This is a genomic window from Pseudomonas sp. RL_15y_Pfl2_60 (assembly GCF_963970595.1).
In the GTDB taxonomy this organism is placed as follows: Bacteria; Pseudomonadota; Gammaproteobacteria; order Pseudomonadales; family Pseudomonadaceae; genus Aquipseudomonas.
The window spans coordinates 382,670-401,967 of the sequence record NZ_CAXAOE010000001.1; the positions used below are offsets into that span (position 1 = coordinate 382,670).

The window sequence follows — 19,298 nt, forward strand, 5'->3', positions numbered from 1 at the left end:
CCTCAGGCCTGAATCAATTCACGAACGTCAATAAAAGTGCCAGTCACAGCTGCAGCGGCAGCCATCGCCGGGCTCACCAGGTGAGTGCGACCACCGGCGCCTTGGCGGCCTTCGAAGTTGCGGTTGGAGGTAGAGGCGCAATGCTCGCCACTGCCAAGCTTGTCCGGGTTCATCGCCAGACACATCGAGCAGCCTGGCTCACGCCATTCAAAACCGGCTTCGATAAAAATCTTGTCCAGACCTTCTTTTTCAGCTTGCTGCTTGACCAGGCCAGAGCCCGGTACAACCATGGCTTGCTTGATGGTTGCCGCGACTTTACGTCCCTTGGCCACTGCAGCTGCTGCGCGCAGGTCTTCTATGCGTGAGTTGGTGCAGGAGCCAATGAACACGCGATCAAGCTGAATGTCAGTGATCGCCTGATTGGCGGTCAAACCCATGTATTTCAGCGCGCGAGTGATTGAGTCACGCTTGACCAAGTCAGTCTCGGCTGCCGGGTCCGGCACATGCTGATCGACCGCCAAGACCATCTCCGGCGAGGTGCCCCAGCTGACTTGCGGCTTGATGTCTTCAGCGCGCAACTCAACCACGGTGTCGAAATGCGCGTCAGCATCGGAAACCAGGCCGCGCCATTGGGTCACAGCTTGATCCCACTGCTCACCCTTCGGCGAGAATGGACGGTTGGCGACATACTCGATGGTCTTTTCATCGACAGCCACCATGCCCACGCGAGCACCCGCCTCGATTGACATGTTGCAGATGGTCATGCGCCCTTCCAGCGATAACTCACGGATCGCGCTACCGGCGAACTCCAGCGCGTGGCCATTACCGCCAGCGGTACCGATTTTGCCGATGACCGCCAATACGATGTCTTTCGCGGTGACGCCAAATGGCAGCTTGCCCTCGACGCGGACCTGCATGTTCTTCATTTTCTTGGCGACCAGGCACTGCGTGGCGAGTACATGCTCGACCTCGGAAGTACCAATACCGTGGGCCAAGGCACCAAAGGCGCCGTGGGTCGAGGTGTGTGAATCGCCACAGACCACGGTCATCCCGGGCAATGTTGCACCCTGCTCCGGACCGACCACATGCACGATGCCTTGGCGCACATCGTTCATCTTGAACTCGAGAATGCCGAAATCGTCGCAGTTTTCGTCCAGGGTTTGCACTTGGATACGCGAAACTTCATCGCTGATCGCTTCCAGGCCACCCTGACGCTCGGCCTTGGTGGTCGGCACGTTGTGATCCGGAGTGGCGATGTTGGCATCGATGCGCCATGGCTTGCGCTGGGCCAGACGCAAACCCTCGAATGCCTGCGGCGAGGTCACTTCGTGGAGGATATGCCGGTCGATGTAGATCAGTGACGAACCATCGTCACGGCGCTTGACCTCGTGCATTTCCCAGAGTTTGTCGTACAGCGTTTTGCCGGCCATCAGTGTTTTCCTCATCAGCATATTTCTGTGCTTCAGGAGTATCCCTTTAGCTTATGTGGCAATTTTATGGGCTTGCTATAAATTACTCAAATTCATATTTTTCATCTATTGGATAACAAACAGGAATACTAAATGGATCTGGCAACCCTCAATGCATTTATCGCGATTGCCGAGGTAGGCAGCTTCTCTGACGCAGCCGAACGCCTGCACCTGACCCAGCCTGCCGTCAGCAAACGAATCGCCAGCCTGGAACAGCAGCTCAATGTACGCCTATTCGACCGCCTGGGTCGTGAAGTCAGCCTGACTGAAGCGGGCCGCGCCTTGCTGCCTCGCGCCTACCAGATCATCAACGTGCTGGATGACACACGCCGGGCCTTGACCAATCTGAGCGGTGAAATTAGTGGCCGATTGACGCTAGCGACCAGCCATCATATTGGCCTGCACCGCCTACCGGCGCTGCTACGTGAGTTCACCCGCACCCATCCACAGGTGGCGCTGGACATCCAGTTTCTCGATTCGGAAGTTGCCTACGAAGAAATACTACATGGTCGCGCCGAGCTGGCTGTTATCACCCTGGCACCGGAAACCCGAGCCCCGGTGAGCGCAGTCGCCGTCTGGGATGATCCACTGGATTTTGTGGTCGCACCAGAGCACCCGCTGGCTCAGCAGCCGGATGTCAGACTTGCCGATATAGCCAGGCAACCCGCTGTGTTCCCTGGCGGCAACACCTTTACCCACCATATCGTCCAGCGCCTGTTCGAAGCCCAGGGGCTGAGCCCCAATATAGCCATGAGCACCAACTACCTAGAAACGATCAAGATGATGGTATCCATTGGCCTGGCCTGGAGCGTGCTACCGCGCACCATGCTTGATGAGCAGGTTCATCGCCTGGCCCTACCCGGCATCCAACTGAGCCGGCAGCTAGGCTACATTTCACACAGCGAGCGCACGCTTTCAAATGCGGCACGGGCATTTATGCAATTACTCGACACCCAAGGTGACAACCTTGCATCGGCAACTCGATAACGGCTAACGTGAAGCTATAACTATTAAATGCCAGTACGCGGCCTAGGCCACTGGCAACTTCGTTTACCCATAGAGCCTCCGATGGCGAACAATCATGAGCTCACGGTAATTTTGCCTCACATCCCCGCACTGGATCCTGCTGCATTCGAACAGGCATGGGACGACGCTCCGCGCCTTCTTGCAGCACTCAACGGCGCCCAGCTGGGCGCTTGGCTCTGGGATATAAATAGCGGGCAAATCAGTTGGTCGCGTGGCGCCCAGGCGCTTTATGGTCTTGATCCAAATCGGCCATTAAACCGGCGTCTCGAATACCTGGACCTGGTGCCGCCCGAGGACCACCAGCATGTTTTGTCCTTGTTCCGCAGGCTTATCGATGGCAACGCAGAATTGCGCCCCATGCGCCATCGGATTATCTGGCCAGACGGCAGCCTGCACTGGATCGAAGTCAACGGCAGCCTCAAATCCGATGATCAGGATCGGCCACAGATGTATGGCGTGGTACGCGATTACACCCTCCAGAAACAGCGCTCCGACGCCCTGATCAGCTCGGAGCAGCGCTTTGCCAGCCTGTTCCAGCTAAACCCGGACATTGTGATGCTGGTCCGCTTGACCGATGACAGCCTGATTGAGGTGAATCAGCACTTTGAGCACAGCCTCGGCTGGAGCGCCGAAGAGGCGATCGGTTGCAGTTGCGACTCACTCAATATCTGGGTGCACGACACCGAACAGCAATACCTCAAGCGGACCATCGACAAGGTGCGCGACCCCATTGTGCAGCAGGCTCAACTGCGCACTCGCAGCGGCGACATCCTTGACGGCGTGCTCTCCAGCCAATACCTCGAGCTGGACAACCAACCGTTCATGCTCAGCTCCTTCACCGACACCAGCCAACAGAAGCGCGCCGAGGAAGCACTGCGCATCAGTGAAGAAAAATTCTCCAAGGCCTTTCAATACAGCCCTGATGCGGTGGTCATAACCAACCTTGGCACAGGCCGCTTCGTTGAAGTGAACCCAAGCTTTGAACGCCGATTTGGCTGGAGCAAGGCCGAAGCCGTCGGACGCACCTCGATTGAGCTGGGCATCTGGACGGACCAGGGCAGTCGCCAGCGCATGCTCGACGCCGTAAAGCGTAACGAACTCAATGAGCTTGAAGTACGCCTGCACAGCCGCGATGGCAGCATCAGCACCAACCTGCTGTTTGGCGGAGAGATCATCCTCAACGGCCAAGCCTGCCTGATCCTGACCGTGCGTGACATTTCCAAACAACGCGCCCAGAACCAGGTGCTGAACGAGAGCCAAGAGCGCCTGAACCTGGCGCTCGACTCAGCCGACCTTGGCACCTGGGACTGGCATATTCCCAGCAATCTGATTTACGGCTCGCAACGCACTTCGATTTTACATGGACTAGCCGCCACGCCTTACCACGGCGACTTCGAGACATTGCTCAGCAATGTTCCGCTCGAAGACCAACGCACGATACTCAAAGCCTATAAAGAACTGCTGAGCGGTGTGCGCCAGTCCTACCAGGTGATCTATCGCGCACGCCATACCGACGGCGTGACTTACTACATCGAGAGCACTGCCAAACTCTATCGCGATACCGACGGCTCGCCCCTGCGCATGACCGGCATATTGCTTGATATTACCGAGCGCATTCAGCGTGAACAGCGCCTTGCGGCCTCGGAAGAGAAATTCGCCAAGCTGTTCCAAGCCAGCCCGGACCCCATCTGCGTCACTCGCGTCAGTGACGGCGTGTTTATCAACATAAACCCCAAGTTCAGCAAGACCTTTGGCTGGGCAGACAGTGACATCATCAATCGCAGCAGCCTGGATATCCGCTTCTGGAAAGACCAGAGTGACCGTGAACGGCTCTACCAAAAGCTCAACCGCGAGCAAGCGCTAGATGAAGAGGTAGCCTGCTTTTACCATCGCTCGGGCGCGCTGTTGACCTGCGCCATCTCAACTCGGTTTATCCGGGTTGATCGTCGCCTGTGCATCACCACCACCTTCCGGGATATCAGCGAGCGCGTTTTGTCCGAAGCTGCACTGCGCGCCAGCCAGGAAAAATTCGCCAAGGCTTTCCACTCAAGCCCGGACGCCATCACCATCACCGAGCGCGACAGCGGCCGCTATATCGAAGTCAACGAAGGCTTTTGCAAGCTCACCGGTTATAGCGCAGAAGACGTCATCGGCAGGACGGCCTACGAGATCAATATCTGGGCCAACGCTGAAGAGCGCCAGATGATGCTCACGCACCTGGCACACCACGGCCATGTCCACCATATGGAAATGCGCGGCAAACATCGCGACGGCACGCAAAAAACCGTTGAAGTCTCGGTCGAGAATATCGAGCTCAATGAAACACCATGCCTATTGCTGACAGCCCGCGACGTGAGTGAACTCAAGAGTGCCCAGGCTCAGGTCCAGCACATGGCCTATCACGACCCGCTGACCAACCTGCCCAACCGCACCTTGCTGATGGACCGTCTGACCCAACAGATAGCCCTGCTTAAGCGCCACAATTTGCGCGGCGCATTGCTGTTTATCGACCTGGATCACTTCAAGCACATCAATGACTCACTGGGCCATCCGGTCGGCGATAACGTGCTGCGCCTTATCACCGCACGCCTGGAAGCCAGCGTACGCCAGGAAGACACCGTTGCACGCCTGGGCGGTGATGAGTTCGTCATCTTGATCTCAAGACTCGAAGGCGACACAGAAGCGGTCATGCGCCAGATTACTGAGATATCCAACCAATTCCGCACCTTGCTGGCTGAACCCATGCTGCTGGACGGCCAGCGCCTGCAGGTCACGCCCAGTATTGGCATCGCATTGATCCCGGATCACGGCGACACGCCGGCAGACCTGCTAAAACGCGCCGACATTGCCCTGTATCGCGCCAAGGACTCGGGGCGCAACACCATCCAGCTGTTTCGCAACTCCATGCAAGAAGCCGCGAGCGAACGACTACGTCTTGAAAATGACTTGCGCATGGCTCACGTGCGCGGTGAATTCGAACTCTACTTCCAACCCCAAGTCGATGCGCGCAGCAACCAGATAATCGGCGCAGAGGCGCTACTGCGCTGGGACCATCCAAGCCTTGGGCCGCAATCACCCGGGCTGTTCATCCACATCCTCGAGGAAAGTGGCTTGATCCTCGAGGTCGGCGGCTGGGTGCTGGCAGAAGCCTGCCGGGTGTATGCACAACTTTTGGCTGAGGGTTTATTCAATCGCGATAACTTCAGCCTCTGCGTGAACATCAGCCCGCGCCAGTTTCGCCAGGACGAGTTTGTTGCCTTGGTGCATAGCTGCCTGGACCCCGAAAACATGCCGCAACTCAAGCTCGAGGTGACCGAAAGCATTATTATCGAGAACATTGATGACACCATCCGGAAAATGAACCAGCTGCGCGAGATAGGCGTGAGTTTCGCCATGGATGACTTCGGTACCGGCTACAGCTCACTGACCTACCTCAAGCGCCTGCCGGTCGACGTACTTAAGATTGATCAGTCTTTTATCCGCGATGCCACGACCGACCCCAACGATGCTGAAATCATCCGGGCCATCGTTGCCATGGCCAAGAGCCTTGGCCTGACTGTGATTGCCGAAGGTGTTGAACAACAAGAGCAACTTGAGTTCCTGCACAGCCAGGGCTGCTTCCTCTATCAAGGCTACCTGTTCAGCAAACCGGTCCCGCTCAACGAATTCAAGGCGTTGTTGCAACGCTTGCCCGACCAGCAAAAACGCAGCTAAGCCACCATCAAGACGTCTCTAGCCGCGGAAAATGCTGCCCACCTGGTACAGGAGACCCTTTATGCACAAAGTCATGCTTATAACCGGCGGCAGCCGCGGCATTGGCGCTGCAACCGCACGCCTGGCAGTGGCCGAAGGTTACGCCGTATGCATCAATTATCATCAACAAAGCACCTCGGCCGAAGCACTGGTTGCCGAGATCAAGGCTGCGGGCGGTGAAGCCATTGCACTGCAAGCCAATATTGCCGTTGATGCCGAGGTTGAGCAGCTATTCAAATCCATAGACCGCTACTTTGGCCGGATCGACGTGTTGGTCAATAACGCCGGCATTCTCGAACCACAGATGCGTCTTGAGCAGATGGACAGCGCACGCCTGCAGCGGGTTTTCGCCACTAATGTATTTGGCAGCTTTGCCTGCGCGCGCGAAGCAGTCAAGCGCATGTCCACCGATAATGGCGGCCACGGCGGCGTTATTATCAACCTGTCCTCGATTGCCGCCAAACTCGGCGCCCCCGCTGAGTATATTGATTACGCAGCAGCCAAAGGTGCGATCGACAGCATGACCCTGGGCCTGGCCAAGGAAGTCGCCAGCCAGGGCATTCGCGTTAACGCCGTACGCCCCGGGGTGATAGACACAGAGATTCACGCCAGCGGTGGCGAGCCAGACCGTGTTGCCCGGGTCAGCGCCAGCGTACCAATGGGACGTGGCGGTAGCGCTCAGGAAGTGGCTGAAGCGATTCTCTGGCTGGCCAGCGACAAAGCCTCCTATGCCAGTGGAGCACTACTGGATATCAGTGGCGGACGCTAGAAGGCTGAGCGCTAGTCCAGACTGGTGGTTGAAAAGCGTCAATCACTCCGCAAGTCGCAAGCAAGCCGTAGGGTGAGACAATGCGAAGCTTGTCCACCGGGGGAGCTAGTTAACCGACAAGTTCAGCGCTCAGGGGCATCTCAACGCCAAGCATTGCATCAATGCGCAGGCAGTCATTCTCGCGTCGCAACTGATTGAACAACAACACAGCCTCCGGGTAATTACGCGTCAGCAGCGCCAACCATTGCTTGAGGCGCCCCGGGGCAAAGCGTGGCGAAAGCTTCTTGCGCGCCTGCAGCCAAAAGTCATTGAGCAGCGGCTGGAACTCTTGCCATGTCATCTCGACCACAGGCTCGCCAGCCTTGACCATGGCGATCTGCCGAGCCAGATCGGGACGACTCACCAGGCCTCGACCGATCATGACGTCATCGACACCACTGACTTCGCGACAGCGCTGCCAGTCGGCAACCGTCCAGACATCGCCATTGGCAAACACCGGCACTTTCACCGCCTCTTTTATCAGCGCCACCCACTCCCAATGGGCCGGTGGCTTGTAGCCTTCGACCTTGGTCCTGGCATGCACCACAATTTGCTCTGCACCGCCTTCGGCCAGCGCTTGCGCGCACTCGACCGCACTCCCTTTATCGTCAAACCCCAGGCGCATCTTGGCAGTCACCGGAATGTCAGGTGCAACCGTACGCCGCACTTCACGCAGGATCCGATGCAGCAACTCAGGCTCCTTGAGCAGCACCGCTCCGCCGCGCGACTTGTTTACAGTTTTCGCCGGGCAGCCAAAATTCAAATCGATGACAGGCGCGCCCAACGTGCAGGCAAACGCTGCATTGTCGGCCAGACACTGCGGATCGGAGCCCAACAGTTGCACACGCAACTGGGTTCCTGCTCGGGTTTGCGCAGCTGTAAACAGTTCAGGCGCCAGCTTGCGATAGGCCGAAGCGGGCAGTACACGCTCGGTGACGCGAATAAACTCGGTTACGCACCAATCAATGCCGCCAATGCGAGTCAGTACGTCACGAAGAATATGGTCGACCAACCCCTCCATGGGCGCCAAGGCGATTTGCATAGGGCTACTCTCGAAAAAAACGTTGCGCAGTGTACGCAGCTACACGCCCAAGTTGAAATATTGGCGATCAAGGGCGCTTTGTTAAAGACTTATCCGGGCTTTCCGTTACACTGGCTAAACGCCTGCAAGGGCCACCTGAAGACGCAAAATCAAGGATCAAGATGCGACGTCAACTCCTGCTATGCGCCGGCATACTTAGCAGCTGCCTGAGCCAGGCGGCGCAAGTAGAGCAGCCGGAGATTCATTTCGAAGCGATTCCCGAGTATGCAGCAAAAGTCGTGATCAGCCGCGACCGCAATGCACCAACCGCTTGCGATGTCGAGATACTGATCACCGGCCAAGCGCCCTTGGCCCTGGCGGTTGGTGAGTCGATTGAGCTGAATATCCCGGCGGGAAATTTCAATGCAGAGCTGGCTCTTTCACCTGCTGGCTATTGCGGCTCCATCAACCTGCGCAGCCAGCAGTCGATGCTGATCAAACCCGGTGAAACCCGCTACTTCCAGGTCTTGATTGACCAGGACAGCCTGTTCCTTGCCCCCAGCAACGGCCCCGGACAAGAACCAAACAGCTAAAGCTCCATCGGGAAAACCGGCTGCAGCGCCTGTCCATAGCCATCAATAAACTCCGGCGGCATACGCTTGGGCTTGCCGCTGGACAACTCGATACAGACAAAGGTTGTCTTGGCACGCAACAAGGTCACCCCGTCTTGCGGGCGAACCAACTGAAAACGGCGATCCATCTTCAAGCGTTGATCGGACTCGACAATCCAAGTTGCCATCTGCAGCTCTTGGTCTTCATAGGCACTGGCCAGGTAATCAATCTCGTGACGGGTCACCGCCATCGCTCGATCCAGGCGCTGATACTCAACCAGATCTAAACCAAGAAATTGCGAGTGGCGCCACGCACAGCGCTCCAGCCAACTGACATAGACCGCGTTATTGGCATGCCCAAGGCCGTCGATATCATCTGCGCCCACAATAATGTCGATCACAAATGGATTGGCCATATCCCAGTTCATCTACACCGCTCCACACTGCCCACAAGCATACGTGAGCAGTCGATCAATAAGTCATGGCTGATGAGTCCGGTCAAGCCAGCCTCATCTCTGAGCCTTGCACACTGCCAGAGCCGAGCGCTTGAAACAACCATCGACACCAATGGCTATCGCCTGTCATAGCACCCTGCAATGGGCCCGCGCCACTCAATCCATGGCTGGCTTAGCCGCTCGCAACACAACAAAGCATTCACTCCGAGCCAAGGCGCACGTCAGCGACAGGCCATGTATCAGCCCAAGGGGAAAGGGAAATTAAAATGCAGATAAACAAAAGGGCCATTCTTTGCAGAATGGCCCTTTTAAAACCCGACAGGCGGGTAAAATGGCGTCCCCTAGGGGACTCGAACCCCTGTTACCGCCGTGAAAGGGCGGTGTCCTAGGCCACTAGACGAAGGGGACGAATCCTTCGAAAAACAAGGCCAGCAAATAGCTGGCCCGTGGCAGATTTAAAACACAAACGTGCTACTGCAAAATTGGTGGAGATAAACGGGATCGAACCGTTGACCTCTTGCATGCCATGCAAGCGCTCTCCCAGCTGAGCTATACCCCCAGATTTATCGCCTCTCGGCTCACAGTACCTTGCGGAACTGCTTTTTCAATAGTGGCGTCCCCTAGGGGACTCGAACCCCTGTTACCGCCGTGAAAGGGCGGTGTCCTAGGCCACTAGACGAAGGGGACGCAAAACCCTTCTAACAACTCGACCCGTTCAATGAACCGGCCGTGGCAAGCCTTTCGGCTTTAAAGAGATTGGTGGAGCTAGACGGGATCGAACCGTCGACCTCTTGCATGCCATGCAAGCGCTCTCCCAGCTGAGCTATAGCCCCATCTCAAGGACGGGGCGCATATTAAGTGCGGCCCCGCCCTCTGTCAACAAAATTCTACCCATACAACTATTCTTTATGCTGACAGAACAACCACTTACCCTTGCCCGCCGGTACATGACCAATCACCGCAGGCTGGCCAAGTAATTACTTGATTGCGTTTAACAGTTTTTCCCACTCCTTGGTTTCTTTTTTCGACACGCCGCCGAGCAGTTCAATCGCCTGACGCAGACGGAAACGGGTCAGGTCAGGGCCGATGATTTCCATAGCGTCGAGCACCGAAACAGAGCTGGCCTGGCCGGTGATTGCAGCGAACATCAGCGGCATGGCATCACGCAGCTTCAATTCCAGATGTTCGACCACGGCCTGGATGCAGCCCGTAATATTGTCTTTTTGCCAGTGACGCAAGGCTTCGAGCTTCCACAAAATAAGTTGCATCACCTGGCGCACCTGGTCGGACGAAAGTTTTTTGTGCTCGAACAGTGCAGCATCCGGATTGACCCCACCGGCGAAGAAAAAGCCCGCCAATGGCGCAATCTGGCTAAACGTCTCGACACGGCCTTGCACGTGGGGCGCAATCTGCTTGACGTAGTCGCTATTGAACGCCCACTGCTGAGCGCCAGCTATAAAGTCCTCGACACTGAGTTCGCGCATCCACTGGCCGTTGAGCCAGGACAGTTTTTCCAGATCGAAAATGGGCCCGCCCAGAGAAACGCGCTTGATATCGAAGTGTTCAACCATCTCGTCTAGGGTGAACTTTTCGCGTTCGTCAGGCATCGACCAGCCCATGCGCCCCAGATAATTGAGCATGGCTTGCGGCAAGTAACCCATGCGCTCATAAAAGGTAATCGAGGTTGGGTTCTTGCGCTTCGACAGCTTGCTCTTGTCCGGGTTGCGCAGCAGCGGCATATAGCACAGCTCAGGTTGTTCCCAGCCAAAGTACTCGTAAAGCAAGATCAGCTTGGGCGCCGATGGCAACCACTCTTCGCCGCGCAATACGTGGGTAATGCCCATCAAGTGATCGTCAACCACGTTGGCCAGGAAGTAAGTTGGCAGGCCATCGGTCTTCATCAGCACTTGCATGTCCATGCGATCCCACGGGATCTCGACATCACCACGCAGCATGTCCGGCACCACGCAAACGCCTTCGGTCGGCACCTTCATGCGCACGACATTTGGCTCGCCGGCTGCCAGGCGTTGCTTGACTTCATCTGCAGGCAAATTCATGCACAGGCCGTCGTAACGTGGCGTCTGCTTGGCCTCCATTTGTTCGGCGCGCAGCTTATCGAGACGCTCAGAAGTACAGAAGCAGTGGAATGCATGGCCTTTGTCGACCAGTTGCTGGGTGTGTTCCTTATATATGTCGCCACGCTCGCTCTGCCGGTATGGGCCGTGCGGACCGCCAACATCTGGCCCCTCACTCCACTCAATACCCAACCAACGCAGCGCATCGAAAATTTGCTGTTCAGACTCACGCGTAGAGCGCAGTTGATCGGTGTCTTCAATACGCAGAATGAATTCACCACCGTGTTGGCGCGCAAAACACATGTTGAACAAAGCGATATAAGCGGTGCCTACGTGCGGGTCACCGGTAGGCGACGGCGCAATACGGGTACGAACAGTTTTCATGGTTGCTCTCTTGCAAGCGGTGCGAGACGCAATGGAGCCAGGCAGCCGCAACAGGCTGCATTGCTCTTCAAGCGATGATCAGGTTGCCAATATTAGCAGGCCTGCCATGGCTGGCTCCAGTTCACGTGCTTGTTGCTCGGCCAGGCTCTTCATCAAGAAGTCGAGAAAGGTCTTAACCTTCATCGCCTGGAAGCGCCGTGACGGGTAAATCGCATAGACCTCAACTGTTGGCAACGCAGCCTCTGGCAGCAATTCGATCAACCGCCCTTCGCGAATCGCCAGCTCACAAATCATATTCGGCAACGCGGCAATGCCCGCACCCGCCAATACAGCTTCGCGAGCAAAGGTAATGTTGTTGCACAGCAACACCCGTTCACAGGCAATGCTGTCATCAAGCAAGGGCCAATACCGGGACGCGTCCCGCTGCAGGAGAATAGCGCGGTGCTGGGCCAAGTCCTCACTGCAAGCGGGTGTCCCATGCGCAGCCAAATAAGCAGGGCTGGCACACAAGCGGCATCGCGCTTCAAACAACTTGCGTGCAACCAATGTCGAGTCTTGCGGCTGGCCGACGAGAATGACGATATCAACGCCCTCTTCAACCGGATCAACATTGCGTGAAGTCAGCTCAACCTCAGCCGTGATGCCTGGGTATTGCCGCATAAACTCGCCCAGCACGCGGCCAAGAAACTGCTGGCCAAATTCAACTGCCGCCGTAATACGCAGCAAGCCCGATGGCTCTTGCTGCAGCTGCATGACGGCCTGCTCTGCCTCGGCGAAATCGAGCATGATCTGCCGGCAACGCTCGTAATAAGCCGCGCCGACTTCGGTCAGACGCAACTTACGCGTGGTCCGGTTCAGCAGGCGCACGCCCAAGCGCTCTTCGAGCAAGACAATGCGCCGACTCACCGTTGATTTCTGCATATTCAGGCTGTTAGCCGCTTGGGTAAAGCTGTGATGCTCAACCACCCGGGTGAAAATCAGCGCATCATCTAGCCCCATGATTGTTCCCTATAAGCAACAAAGTTTATGAAGTCTAACGGCTAGAGGCTGAAAAGGAACACTGTTAGATTTGCAAGAATTATTGTCGACGCTTTGAGTCAGCCACCATGCCCGCCCAATTAAAACGCCGTTTGTTTGTCTTTTTGGCCATTCTTGCGGTCATCGCGGCTGCATTTTTTGCACACTGGTGGCTGATCGGTCGCTTCCACGAAGAGACCGACAACGCCTATGTCCAAGGCGAAATCACCCGCGTCTCAAGCCAACTCAGTGCCCGCGTGGAAAAGGTGCTGGTGCAGGACAACCAGCATGTCGAGCAAGGCCAACTGCTGGTCGAACTGGAAAACAGCGACTTCAAGCTGGCATTGCAGCGCGCCGCAGCCACCCTGGCCACCCGTGAAGCGCAACTCGCACAAACGCAAAGCACCCTCAGCCAACAAGACAGCATGATCGCGGCCAGCAAGGCTGATGTCAGTGCCAGCCAAGCGACACTAAGCCGTGCCAAGATCGATATGCAGCGCGCTATCACCCTGCGCCAGTCGGGCTATATCTCGGAAGAGCGCGTCACCACCCTTGATGCCGACAGCAGCGTTGCACGCTCCCAGGTGGCCAAGGCCGAAGCTGACCTGCAGGCGCAAAAACAGCAGATCGACACCCTGCAAGCTGAAATCAAGAGCCTCAACGCGCAAATTGCCAGTGCCCGCGCCGATATCGAACAAGCCAAACTCAACATCAGCCGCACTGAAATCCGCGCGCCGATCAGCGGTTTCGTCGGCCAGCGTGCCGCTCGTAATGGTCAATATGTGCAAACCGGTGCTTACCTGATGTCGCTGGTACCGGACCAGGACATCTGGGTCCAGGCCAACTTCAAGGAAACCCAAATTGGCCACATGCGCGCAGGGCAAAGCGCCGAACTGACCTTCGACAGTTTTCCCGACACACCAATCAAGGGCAAGGTCGACAGCCTGTTCGCCGCATCGGGCGCGCAGTTCAGCCTGCTGCCACCAGATAACGCCACCGGCAACTTTACCAAGGTGGTGCAGCGTATCCCGGTCAAGTTGATGTTCGACAAGGACAACCCTCTGCATGGCCTGATTCGCCCCGGCATGTCGGTTGAAGTAGTCGTAGACATCAGCGACGACCAAAGCCATGGCGGGTGATCAACTCGTCCGACCGACTGGCGAACCCAGCAGGCGCGACTGGATTGCGGTGATGAGCGTGATGCTGGGCGCCTTTATGGCGGTGCTCGACATCCAGATCACCAACTCATCACTCAAGGATATTCAAGGCGCGCTTTCAGCCACACTTGAAGAAGGCTCGTGGATTTCCACGTCCTACCTGGTTGCTGAAATCATCATGATTCCTCTCACGGCCTGGCTCGTGCAGTTGCTGTCTGCGCGGCGCCTGGCAGTCTGGGTTTCGATCGGCTTCCTGATTTCATCCCTACTCTGCTCGATGGCCTGGAGCCTCGACAGCATGATCGTATTTCGCGCCATGCAAGGCTTTACCGGCGGCGCTCTCATTCCCCTGGCATTCACCCTGACCCTGATCAAGCTGCCGGAACATCACCGCGCCAAAGGCATGGCGCTGTTTGCCATGACCGCCACTTTTGCCCCCTCAATAGGCCCAACATTGGGCGGCTGGCTGACAGAGCAATTTGGTTGGGAATATATCTTCTACATCAATATTCCGCCCGGCTTGCTGATGATCGCAGGCTTGCTCTATGGCCTGGAAAAGAAAGCCTCTCATTGGGAGTTGCTGAAAAGCACTGACTACGCCGGCATTGTCACCCTTGGCATTGGGCTTGGCTGCCTGCAAGTATTTCTTGAGGAAGGCCATCGCAAGGACTGGCTGGAATCCAACCTGATTGCCGGGCTTGGCAGCATTGCCAGCATCAGCTTGATCCTGTTTGTGATTTTGCAGTTTTCCCGCAGCAACCCACTGATCAATTTACGAATTCTGGGCGAGCGCAACTTTGGTCTGTCCAGCATTTCCAGCGTCGGCCTGGGCATGGGCCTGTATGGCTCGATTTATGTGTTGCCGTTGTACTTGGCGCAGATTCAAGGCTACAACTCCCTGCAGATCGGCCAGGTCATCATGTGGATGGGCATCCCCCAGCTGTTCTTGATTCCGCTGGTGCCGCTGCTGATGAAGGTAATTTCCCCCAAATGGCTCTGCGCGCTCGGTTTTGCCCTGTTTGGCGCGGCGAGTATTTTGTCTGGGGTGCTCAACCCGGATTTCGCCGGGGAGCAGTTCAACCACATCCAGATTATCCGGGCGTTGGGGCAGCCGATGGTAATGGTCACCGTGTCGCTGATCGCCACGGCCTACATCATGCCGCAAGATGCTGGCTCCGCCTCCAGCCTGTTCAACATTCTGCGCAACCTCGGCGGCGCCATCGGCATCGCCCTGCTGGCCACGTTGCTCGACAGCAGGGCCAAGGTTTACTTCGATTACTTGCGCGAGTCGCTGGTGCCGAGCAACCCGCAAGTTGCAGAGCGCATGGCCTTGCTCACGGAAAAACTTGGCAGCGAGCAAGCGGCCTTGGCAAAAATCAGCCAAATCACCCATGAGCAAGCGATGATCATGGCTTACAATGACGCCTTCCACTGGATTGGCATTGCCTTGTGCATCAGCATGACAGCGGTTCTATTGACCAAGAAGCTGCCTGTAAACACTAATGCGGCAAGCGCGGGCGCTCATTGACAGCCGCTGCTCTGGCTTTCCGGGTCCTTAAACAATCCATTTCATATAGACCTGCACCGCTCAGTAGCGGTGTGCATTTACCAGGCTGAACATGCCCACAACCGACTCTCGCGCCCGCACACTGATGCTGATTGGCGCCTTCAGCGTTATTTATATTGGCTGGGGCACCACCTATCTGGCCAATCACTTCCTGCTCCGTGAACTGCCACCTTTCGTTCTTGGCAGCCTGCGTTTCACCCTGGCCGGCGCACTGGCGCTGATCTGGGTGCTTGCCAGCGGACAACTCAGGTTTAAACGCAGTGATATCGGCGGCGTTTTCATTGGCGGTTTATCACTGATCGCCATTGGCCAGGGCGCGTTGATCTACGCCAACCAATACCTGCCAACCGGCATGGTGGCGATGCTTTACACCACACTGCCGCTATGGAGTGTGGCGCTGGAATGGTTACTCGGCGAGCGTCCGCCGCTTTGGGTCCTGTGCGGCTTGGCCATTGCCTGCGCCGGCATTGTCCTGTTGATGAGCAACGGCCTCGACAGCAGCGCTTCATCAGCCCAATGGTTTGCCGGCGCAACAGTGGTTATCGCCACCTTGATCTGGGCCACCGGTGCCTGGCTGCTGCGTCAGCGACCAGCCTTTGGTTCAAGCTGGTTTGGGCTCAGCTTGCAGATGCTGATTGGCGCGCTGTTGCTGGCGATCTTCGGTGTCTTGCATGGTGACTGGCAAAATCTCGACCTTGGTTCGCTGAGCAGCCAATCATGGCTGTGGATGGCTTACCTGGTCTTGCCGGTTAGCCTTGGCGTGTATCCCGCCTATTTCTGGCTGCTGCGCGAGGTACGGCCAAGCCTGGTTTCGACCTTCGCCTTCATCAATCCGGTTGTCGCGCTACTGCTTGGCTACCTGCTGCTTGATGAACAGCTAAGCACCCTGGCAATGCTGGCTTGCGTTATTACGCTTGGCGGCGTGATGCTGATTATCTTCGGCAGGCGCTAGCGCCTTGGCGGACAAAAGCGTTGTCCGCCCTCGCAATGGGTAAGCCGGCCCTAGGCCTGGCGACGCGGCCAGACCAAACTAAAATGCGCGCCACCCAGCGCCTCGCTATGACCCAGTTGTGAGCGCCCGGCATGCCAGTAGATGATTCGCCGTACAATCGACAGCCCGAGGCCATGCCCGCCAGATGAGCGCGTACGGCTGTCATCCAGGCGCAGGAACGGGGTAAAGATCCGCTCCCATTCATCTTCTGGCACGCCGGGCCCGTCATCCTCGACACTCAAGCAACAACGCTCGTCATCAATTTGATAGCTGATGCGCACCCGCGACTCAGCGTGGCGCAATGCATTGCTCACCAGATTCTGCAACGCGCGGTGCAGGTAACGCGGTTCCGCCTCAACCAACACGGCGGGCTCATCGGCAGCAGCGGATGAAGGTCCGCACTCAATCCGCACCTCGGCACGCAGCGGTGCCAGTTCATCGGCCACTTGCTCGATTAACAACTGAAGATTGACCGGCTGGAAGTTGATCGCGGGCGCTCCCTGCTCCAACCGCGCGTAGGTGAGCATTTCATCCACCAGCTTATCGAGGTCATGGATGTCGCTGTCCATGCCCTCAAGGTAACGTTGGCGATCTTGCTCATTACCGGCGTCCTCAACCATCTCCAGGCCAAACCGCAGGCGCGCCAGCGGTGTGCGTAACTCGTGCGACACCGCGCGCACCATCTCACGCTGAATACCCAGTGAGCGCTGCAAGTGCTCGGCCATATCGTTGAACGCAGATGCCAGGCGTCCGACCGAGTCGGCGCCGTGTGCCGCAACCCGCGCATCCAGCTTGCCGCTGGCGATCAAGCTGGCCGCGCCCTCAAGCCCGCGCAGGCGCCGCTCCAAAGGCCGCACCAGAAAGTACACGGTCACGCCAATCAAACTCAGCCCAAGCATGGCGATCAACACCAGCAACTGTGGCGGGTAAGGATTCATCTGGTACAGCGGGCCAATCTCCAACACCCATGGCGTATCGACGATCCCGGAGTACACATGAATGCTGTCGCCGCCTTTGCCCAAGGCCATTACCGTGTCGCTCTCATCAATGCGCCGACGCTGATCAACATCAAGGTTGGCATCCTCGATGCGGATCAGCCGCAAGTCGAAGCCAAACTGCTTGCTCTGCTTGATATCAGCCAGGCGCTGGGGCTGCTCATCAACCGGGAAGCGCACCAGCTCATCAATCAACAAAAAGATGGTCGCACGCGCCAGTTGTTCGCTGATCTGGCGCACCTCGCCAACCAGCAACAATTGCTGCGACTCACTGATCAAGGTGGATACCTGGACGGCATGCGGCCCCGTGAGCTTGACCACCACCTGGCCACGTAACAGTCGGCTGCGCGAGGTGCTGTCGAGGCCAGAGCCGGCCACCGAAACAATGTGCAGCGGGATGCCCAGCAACCGCGACCAGGTTGCAATGGCGCGGCGGCGCTCGACATCAATCATCGGCTGCAGATTATCGGCCATCAGGTTGAAAGTGCCGCGCGCCAAGTCCTCGCGGTATTGATCGCTGCGCACCTCGTTGACCAGGTGCAGGGTGCCGACGCCCAGCAGCCCAACCAGCACCAACACGGCGAGCATGCCAGCGTAGATACGCAGGAAAATTGAGTTCATTGGTACAGGGCAGCCGCCTCGGGCACAAACAGATAACCCTTGCTGCGCACCGTCTTGATCAAACGCGGGTGTTCAGGGTCATCACCGATCTTGGGCCGTATTCGCGAGATACGCACATCAATCGAGCGATCCTGACCGTCATACTCAATGCCACGCAAGGCGGTGAAGATTTCTTCTCGCGACAGAATCCGCCCGGCATTGGAAGTCAGCAGCCAGAGCAAGTCGAACTCAGCACCGGTCAAGTCAATAGGCTGGTCGGCCAGCCAGGCTTCACGCAGCGCGTTATCCACCACCAACGGCCCGAACTGCAAGCGTCGCTCCCCAGCAACTGGGGCGCCAGCCCTGGGCCCAAAGCGCCTGAGCAATGCCTGGATGCGCGCCAGCAATAAACGTGGCCGCACCGGTTTGCAGACGTAATCATCAGCGCCGGTCTCAAGCCCGAGCACATGGTCAGTGTCATCGGTGCGGGCGGTCAGCATCAGGATCGGGCCAGCGTAATCCGGGCGCACCTTGCTGCAAATCTGCAAGCCGCTTTCGCCCGGCAGCATCACATCGAGAATCACCAGATCGGGTTGCTCAACGATTATCCGCTCAGCCGCTTGCGCGCCGTCCGACTCGATTTCGGCCTGCATCCCATTAGCCAGCAGATAATCGCGGGTTAACTCTGCCAAGCGCTGATCATCCTCGACAATCAACACCCGCGGCGGCTCTTGCTCCACAACTTTCTCCTTAAAGACGCCCACAACACCATTGAGCCCAGATAACTGGCGTGCAGATTGTAGCAACCAGCACAGGTCACAGGCTGGGTGCATAGTGCACATTCCTGGCGCCGCATGCCAGACGCATCAAATCAGCACAGCTACACCTGCATTCTTGCTGCAGGGTTCACAGCGAATACTGCCTCGCGTAGAGTGCGCCGCCGCACCTGCATAAAGCGCTCCAACTCCTGTAATAAAAACCCTACATATTGTGTTTATGTGATTGACTAAAAACTCTCTTTGAGAGACTGAAAAAAACATTTTCGACAACGACGAACGGTGCAGCGAGACAAATCCCAGCAATATCGGGGCTTTGCGAAAACTACCCAAGGTTAACCCACAGCTTTATCCACAGGCTGGCACAATATGTTGACTTGCCATCCCTCCCACACCGCACTATCTTGTATCTCACGCGAGATAAACACCTACATATTGGGTTTTCGCAGAATAAACAACCAAGCATATTTGCACCTAAAAGATCCAGCCCTGAACTGAAAAAGTGCGCCTTATTTGCTGTTCAACCTGTTTCAAAGCGGTACACAGCGGTCACAGTGTGAATAACGCCAGCAGAGCGTACCCAGCGTGACCGC

General features: G+C 57.0%; 15 protein-coding genes and 4 tRNA genes. 8 read left to right on the forward strand and 11 right to left on the reverse strand.

Features of this window, described 5'->3' with window-relative positions; all coding sequences use genetic code 11:
• Positions 1–2: 2 nt before the first annotated feature.
• On the reverse strand, positions 3–1,430 hold the full coding sequence (gene leuC, locus AACY26_RS01830) for a 3-isopropylmalate dehydratase large subunit (RefSeq protein ID WP_339510410.1): 1,428 nt from the start codon (positions 1,428–1,430) through the stop codon (positions 3–5).
• Positions 1,431–1,562: 132 nt separating this feature from the next.
• Here leuC and AACY26_RS01835 point away from each other — a divergent pair, with 132 nt between their 5' ends.
• The 3 genes from AACY26_RS01835 (at position 1,563) to AACY26_RS01845 (ending at position 7,017) form a co-directional block, all read left to right on the forward strand.
• Complete coding sequence (locus AACY26_RS01835) at positions 1,563–2,456, forward strand: LysR family transcriptional regulator (protein ID WP_339510412.1); 894 nt, start codon at positions 1,563–1,565, stop codon at positions 2,454–2,456.
• 81 nt (positions 2,457–2,537) lie between these two features.
• Positions 2,538–6,209: a sensor domain-containing protein gene (locus AACY26_RS01840; RefSeq protein ID WP_339510414.1), complete on the forward strand. Its 3,672-nt coding sequence runs from the start codon at positions 2,538–2,540 to the stop codon at positions 6,207–6,209.
• A gap of 61 nt (positions 6,210–6,270) precedes the next feature.
• A complete protein-coding gene (locus AACY26_RS01845) occupies positions 6,271–7,017 on the forward strand; it encodes an SDR family oxidoreductase (protein WP_339510416.1) in 747 nt (248 codons plus the stop codon).
• 109 nt (positions 7,018–7,126) lie between these two features.
• Here AACY26_RS01845 and AACY26_RS01850 read toward each other — a convergent pair whose 3' ends face one another.
• A complete protein-coding gene (locus AACY26_RS01850) occupies positions 7,127–8,098 on the reverse strand; it encodes a tRNA dihydrouridine synthase (protein ID WP_339510418.1) in 972 nt (323 codons plus the stop codon).
• 161 nt (positions 8,099–8,259) lie between these two features.
• Between AACY26_RS01850 and AACY26_RS01855 the strand changes: the two genes are divergently transcribed.
• A complete protein-coding gene (locus AACY26_RS01855) occupies positions 8,260–8,670 on the forward strand; it encodes a hypothetical protein (RefSeq protein ID WP_339510420.1) in 411 nt (136 codons plus the stop codon).
• Here AACY26_RS01855 and AACY26_RS01860 read toward each other — a convergent pair.
• The 7 genes from AACY26_RS01860 to AACY26_RS01890 all read right to left on the reverse strand — a co-directional run bounded on the left by AACY26_RS01860 (position 8,667) and on the right by AACY26_RS01890 (position 12,601).
• Positions 8,667–9,116: an acyl-CoA thioesterase gene (locus AACY26_RS01860; protein ID WP_339510422.1), complete on the reverse strand. Its 450-nt coding sequence runs from the start codon at positions 9,114–9,116 to the stop codon at positions 8,667–8,669. The two genes, AACY26_RS01855 and AACY26_RS01860, sit on opposite strands and share 4 nt — an antisense overlap.
• Before the next feature lie 359 nt (positions 9,117–9,475).
• Positions 9,476–9,551, reverse strand: a tRNA-Glu gene (locus AACY26_RS01865).
• A 75-nt stretch (positions 9,552–9,626) separates the two neighbouring features.
• Positions 9,627–9,702 (reverse strand) — tRNA-Ala (locus AACY26_RS01870).
• Between the two features lie 52 nt (positions 9,703–9,754).
• A tRNA-Glu gene (locus AACY26_RS01875) sits at positions 9,755–9,830 on the reverse strand.
• A gap of 70 nt (positions 9,831–9,900) precedes the next feature.
• Positions 9,901–9,976: transfer RNA gene (locus AACY26_RS01880), tRNA-Ala, on the reverse strand.
• Between the two features lie 144 nt (positions 9,977–10,120).
• The gene (gene gltX, locus AACY26_RS01885; protein ID WP_339510424.1) at positions 10,121–11,602 is read right to left on the reverse strand and encodes a glutamate--tRNA ligase; all 1,482 of its coding nucleotides are present in this window, start codon (positions 11,600–11,602) and stop codon (positions 10,121–10,123) included.
• A gap of 78 nt (positions 11,603–11,680) precedes the next feature.
• Positions 11,681–12,601 carry a LysR family transcriptional regulator gene (locus AACY26_RS01890; RefSeq protein ID WP_339510426.1) on the reverse strand — a complete coding sequence of 307 codons (921 nt, stop codon included), beginning with the start codon at positions 12,599–12,601 and terminating at the stop codon, positions 11,681–11,683.
• Between the two features lie 107 nt (positions 12,602–12,708).
• Between AACY26_RS01890 and AACY26_RS01895 the strand changes: the two genes are divergently transcribed.
• From AACY26_RS01895 to AACY26_RS21300, 4 genes are all read left to right on the forward strand, one after another.
• Positions 12,709–13,758, forward strand: coding sequence for an HlyD family secretion protein (locus AACY26_RS01895; RefSeq protein ID WP_339510428.1), 1,050 nt, complete (start codon positions 12,709–12,711; stop codon positions 13,756–13,758).
• Between the two features lie 49 nt (positions 13,759–13,807).
• On the forward strand, positions 13,808–15,304 hold the full coding sequence (locus AACY26_RS01900; protein ID WP_339511682.1) for an MDR family MFS transporter: 1,497 nt from the start codon (positions 13,808–13,810) through the stop codon (positions 15,302–15,304).
• 91 nt (positions 15,305–15,395) lie between these two features.
• Complete coding sequence (locus AACY26_RS01905) at positions 15,396–16,295, forward strand: EamA family transporter (protein WP_339510430.1); 900 nt, start codon at positions 15,396–15,398, stop codon at positions 16,293–16,295.
• Positions 16,244–16,417: a hypothetical protein gene (locus AACY26_RS21300; RefSeq protein ID WP_445261252.1), complete on the forward strand. Its 174-nt coding sequence runs from the start codon at positions 16,244–16,246 to the stop codon at positions 16,415–16,417. The genes AACY26_RS01905 and AACY26_RS21300 overlap by 52 nt, the downstream gene beginning before the upstream one ends.
• Here the strand turns inward: AACY26_RS21300 and AACY26_RS01910 are convergent.
• Entirely contained in the window at positions 16,346–17,950 is a 1,605-nt protein-coding gene (locus AACY26_RS01910; RefSeq protein ID WP_339510432.1) for an ATP-binding protein, read from the reverse strand. The two genes, AACY26_RS21300 and AACY26_RS01910, sit on opposite strands and share 72 nt — an antisense overlap.
• Positions 17,947–18,669 carry a winged helix-turn-helix domain-containing protein gene (locus tag AACY26_RS01915; RefSeq protein ID WP_339511684.1) on the reverse strand — a complete coding sequence of 241 codons (723 nt, stop codon included), beginning with the start codon at positions 18,667–18,669 and terminating at the stop codon, positions 17,947–17,949. The genes AACY26_RS01910 and AACY26_RS01915 overlap by 4 nt, the downstream gene beginning before the upstream one ends.
• Positions 18,670–19,298 lie beyond the last annotated feature (629 nt).

What these genes read in the sequence shown, in the direction of transcription:
- leuC (WP_339510410.1), bottom strand. Translation starts at nt 1,430, where the DNA reads ATGGCCGGCAAAACGCTGTACGACAAACTCTGGGAAATGCACGAGGTC.
- AACY26_RS01855 (WP_339510420.1), top strand. Translation starts at nt 8,260, where the DNA reads ATGCGACGTCAACTCCTGCTATGCGCCGGCATACTTAGCAGCTGCCTG.
- AACY26_RS01905 (WP_339510430.1), top strand. Translation starts at nt 15,396, where the DNA reads ATGCCCACAACCGACTCTCGCGCCCGCACACTGATGCTGATTGGCGCC.
- AACY26_RS01890 (WP_339510426.1), bottom strand. Translation starts at nt 12,601, where the DNA reads ATGGGGCTAGATGATGCGCTGATTTTCACCCGGGTGGTTGAGCATCAC.
- AACY26_RS01845 (WP_339510416.1), top strand. Translation starts at nt 6,271, where the DNA reads ATGCACAAAGTCATGCTTATAACCGGCGGCAGCCGCGGCATTGGCGCT.
- AACY26_RS01840 (WP_339510414.1), top strand. Translation starts at nt 2,538, where the DNA reads ATGGCGAACAATCATGAGCTCACGGTAATTTTGCCTCACATCCCCGCA.
- AACY26_RS01895 (WP_339510428.1), top strand. Translation starts at nt 12,709, where the DNA reads ATGCCCGCCCAATTAAAACGCCGTTTGTTTGTCTTTTTGGCCATTCTT.
- AACY26_RS01910 (WP_339510432.1), bottom strand. Translation starts at nt 17,950, where the DNA reads ATGAACTCAATTTTCCTGCGTATCTACGCTGGCATGCTCGCCGTGTTG.
- AACY26_RS01860 (WP_339510422.1), bottom strand. Translation starts at nt 9,116, where the DNA reads ATGAACTGGGATATGGCCAATCCATTTGTGATCGACATTATTGTGGGC.
- gltX (WP_339510424.1), bottom strand. Translation starts at nt 11,602, where the DNA reads ATGAAAACTGTTCGTACCCGTATTGCGCCGTCGCCTACCGGTGACCCG.
- AACY26_RS01850 (WP_339510418.1), bottom strand. Translation starts at nt 8,098, where the DNA reads ATGCAAATCGCCTTGGCGCCCATGGAGGGGTTGGTCGACCATATTCTT.
- AACY26_RS01835 (WP_339510412.1), top strand. Translation starts at nt 1,563, where the DNA reads ATGGATCTGGCAACCCTCAATGCATTTATCGCGATTGCCGAGGTAGGC.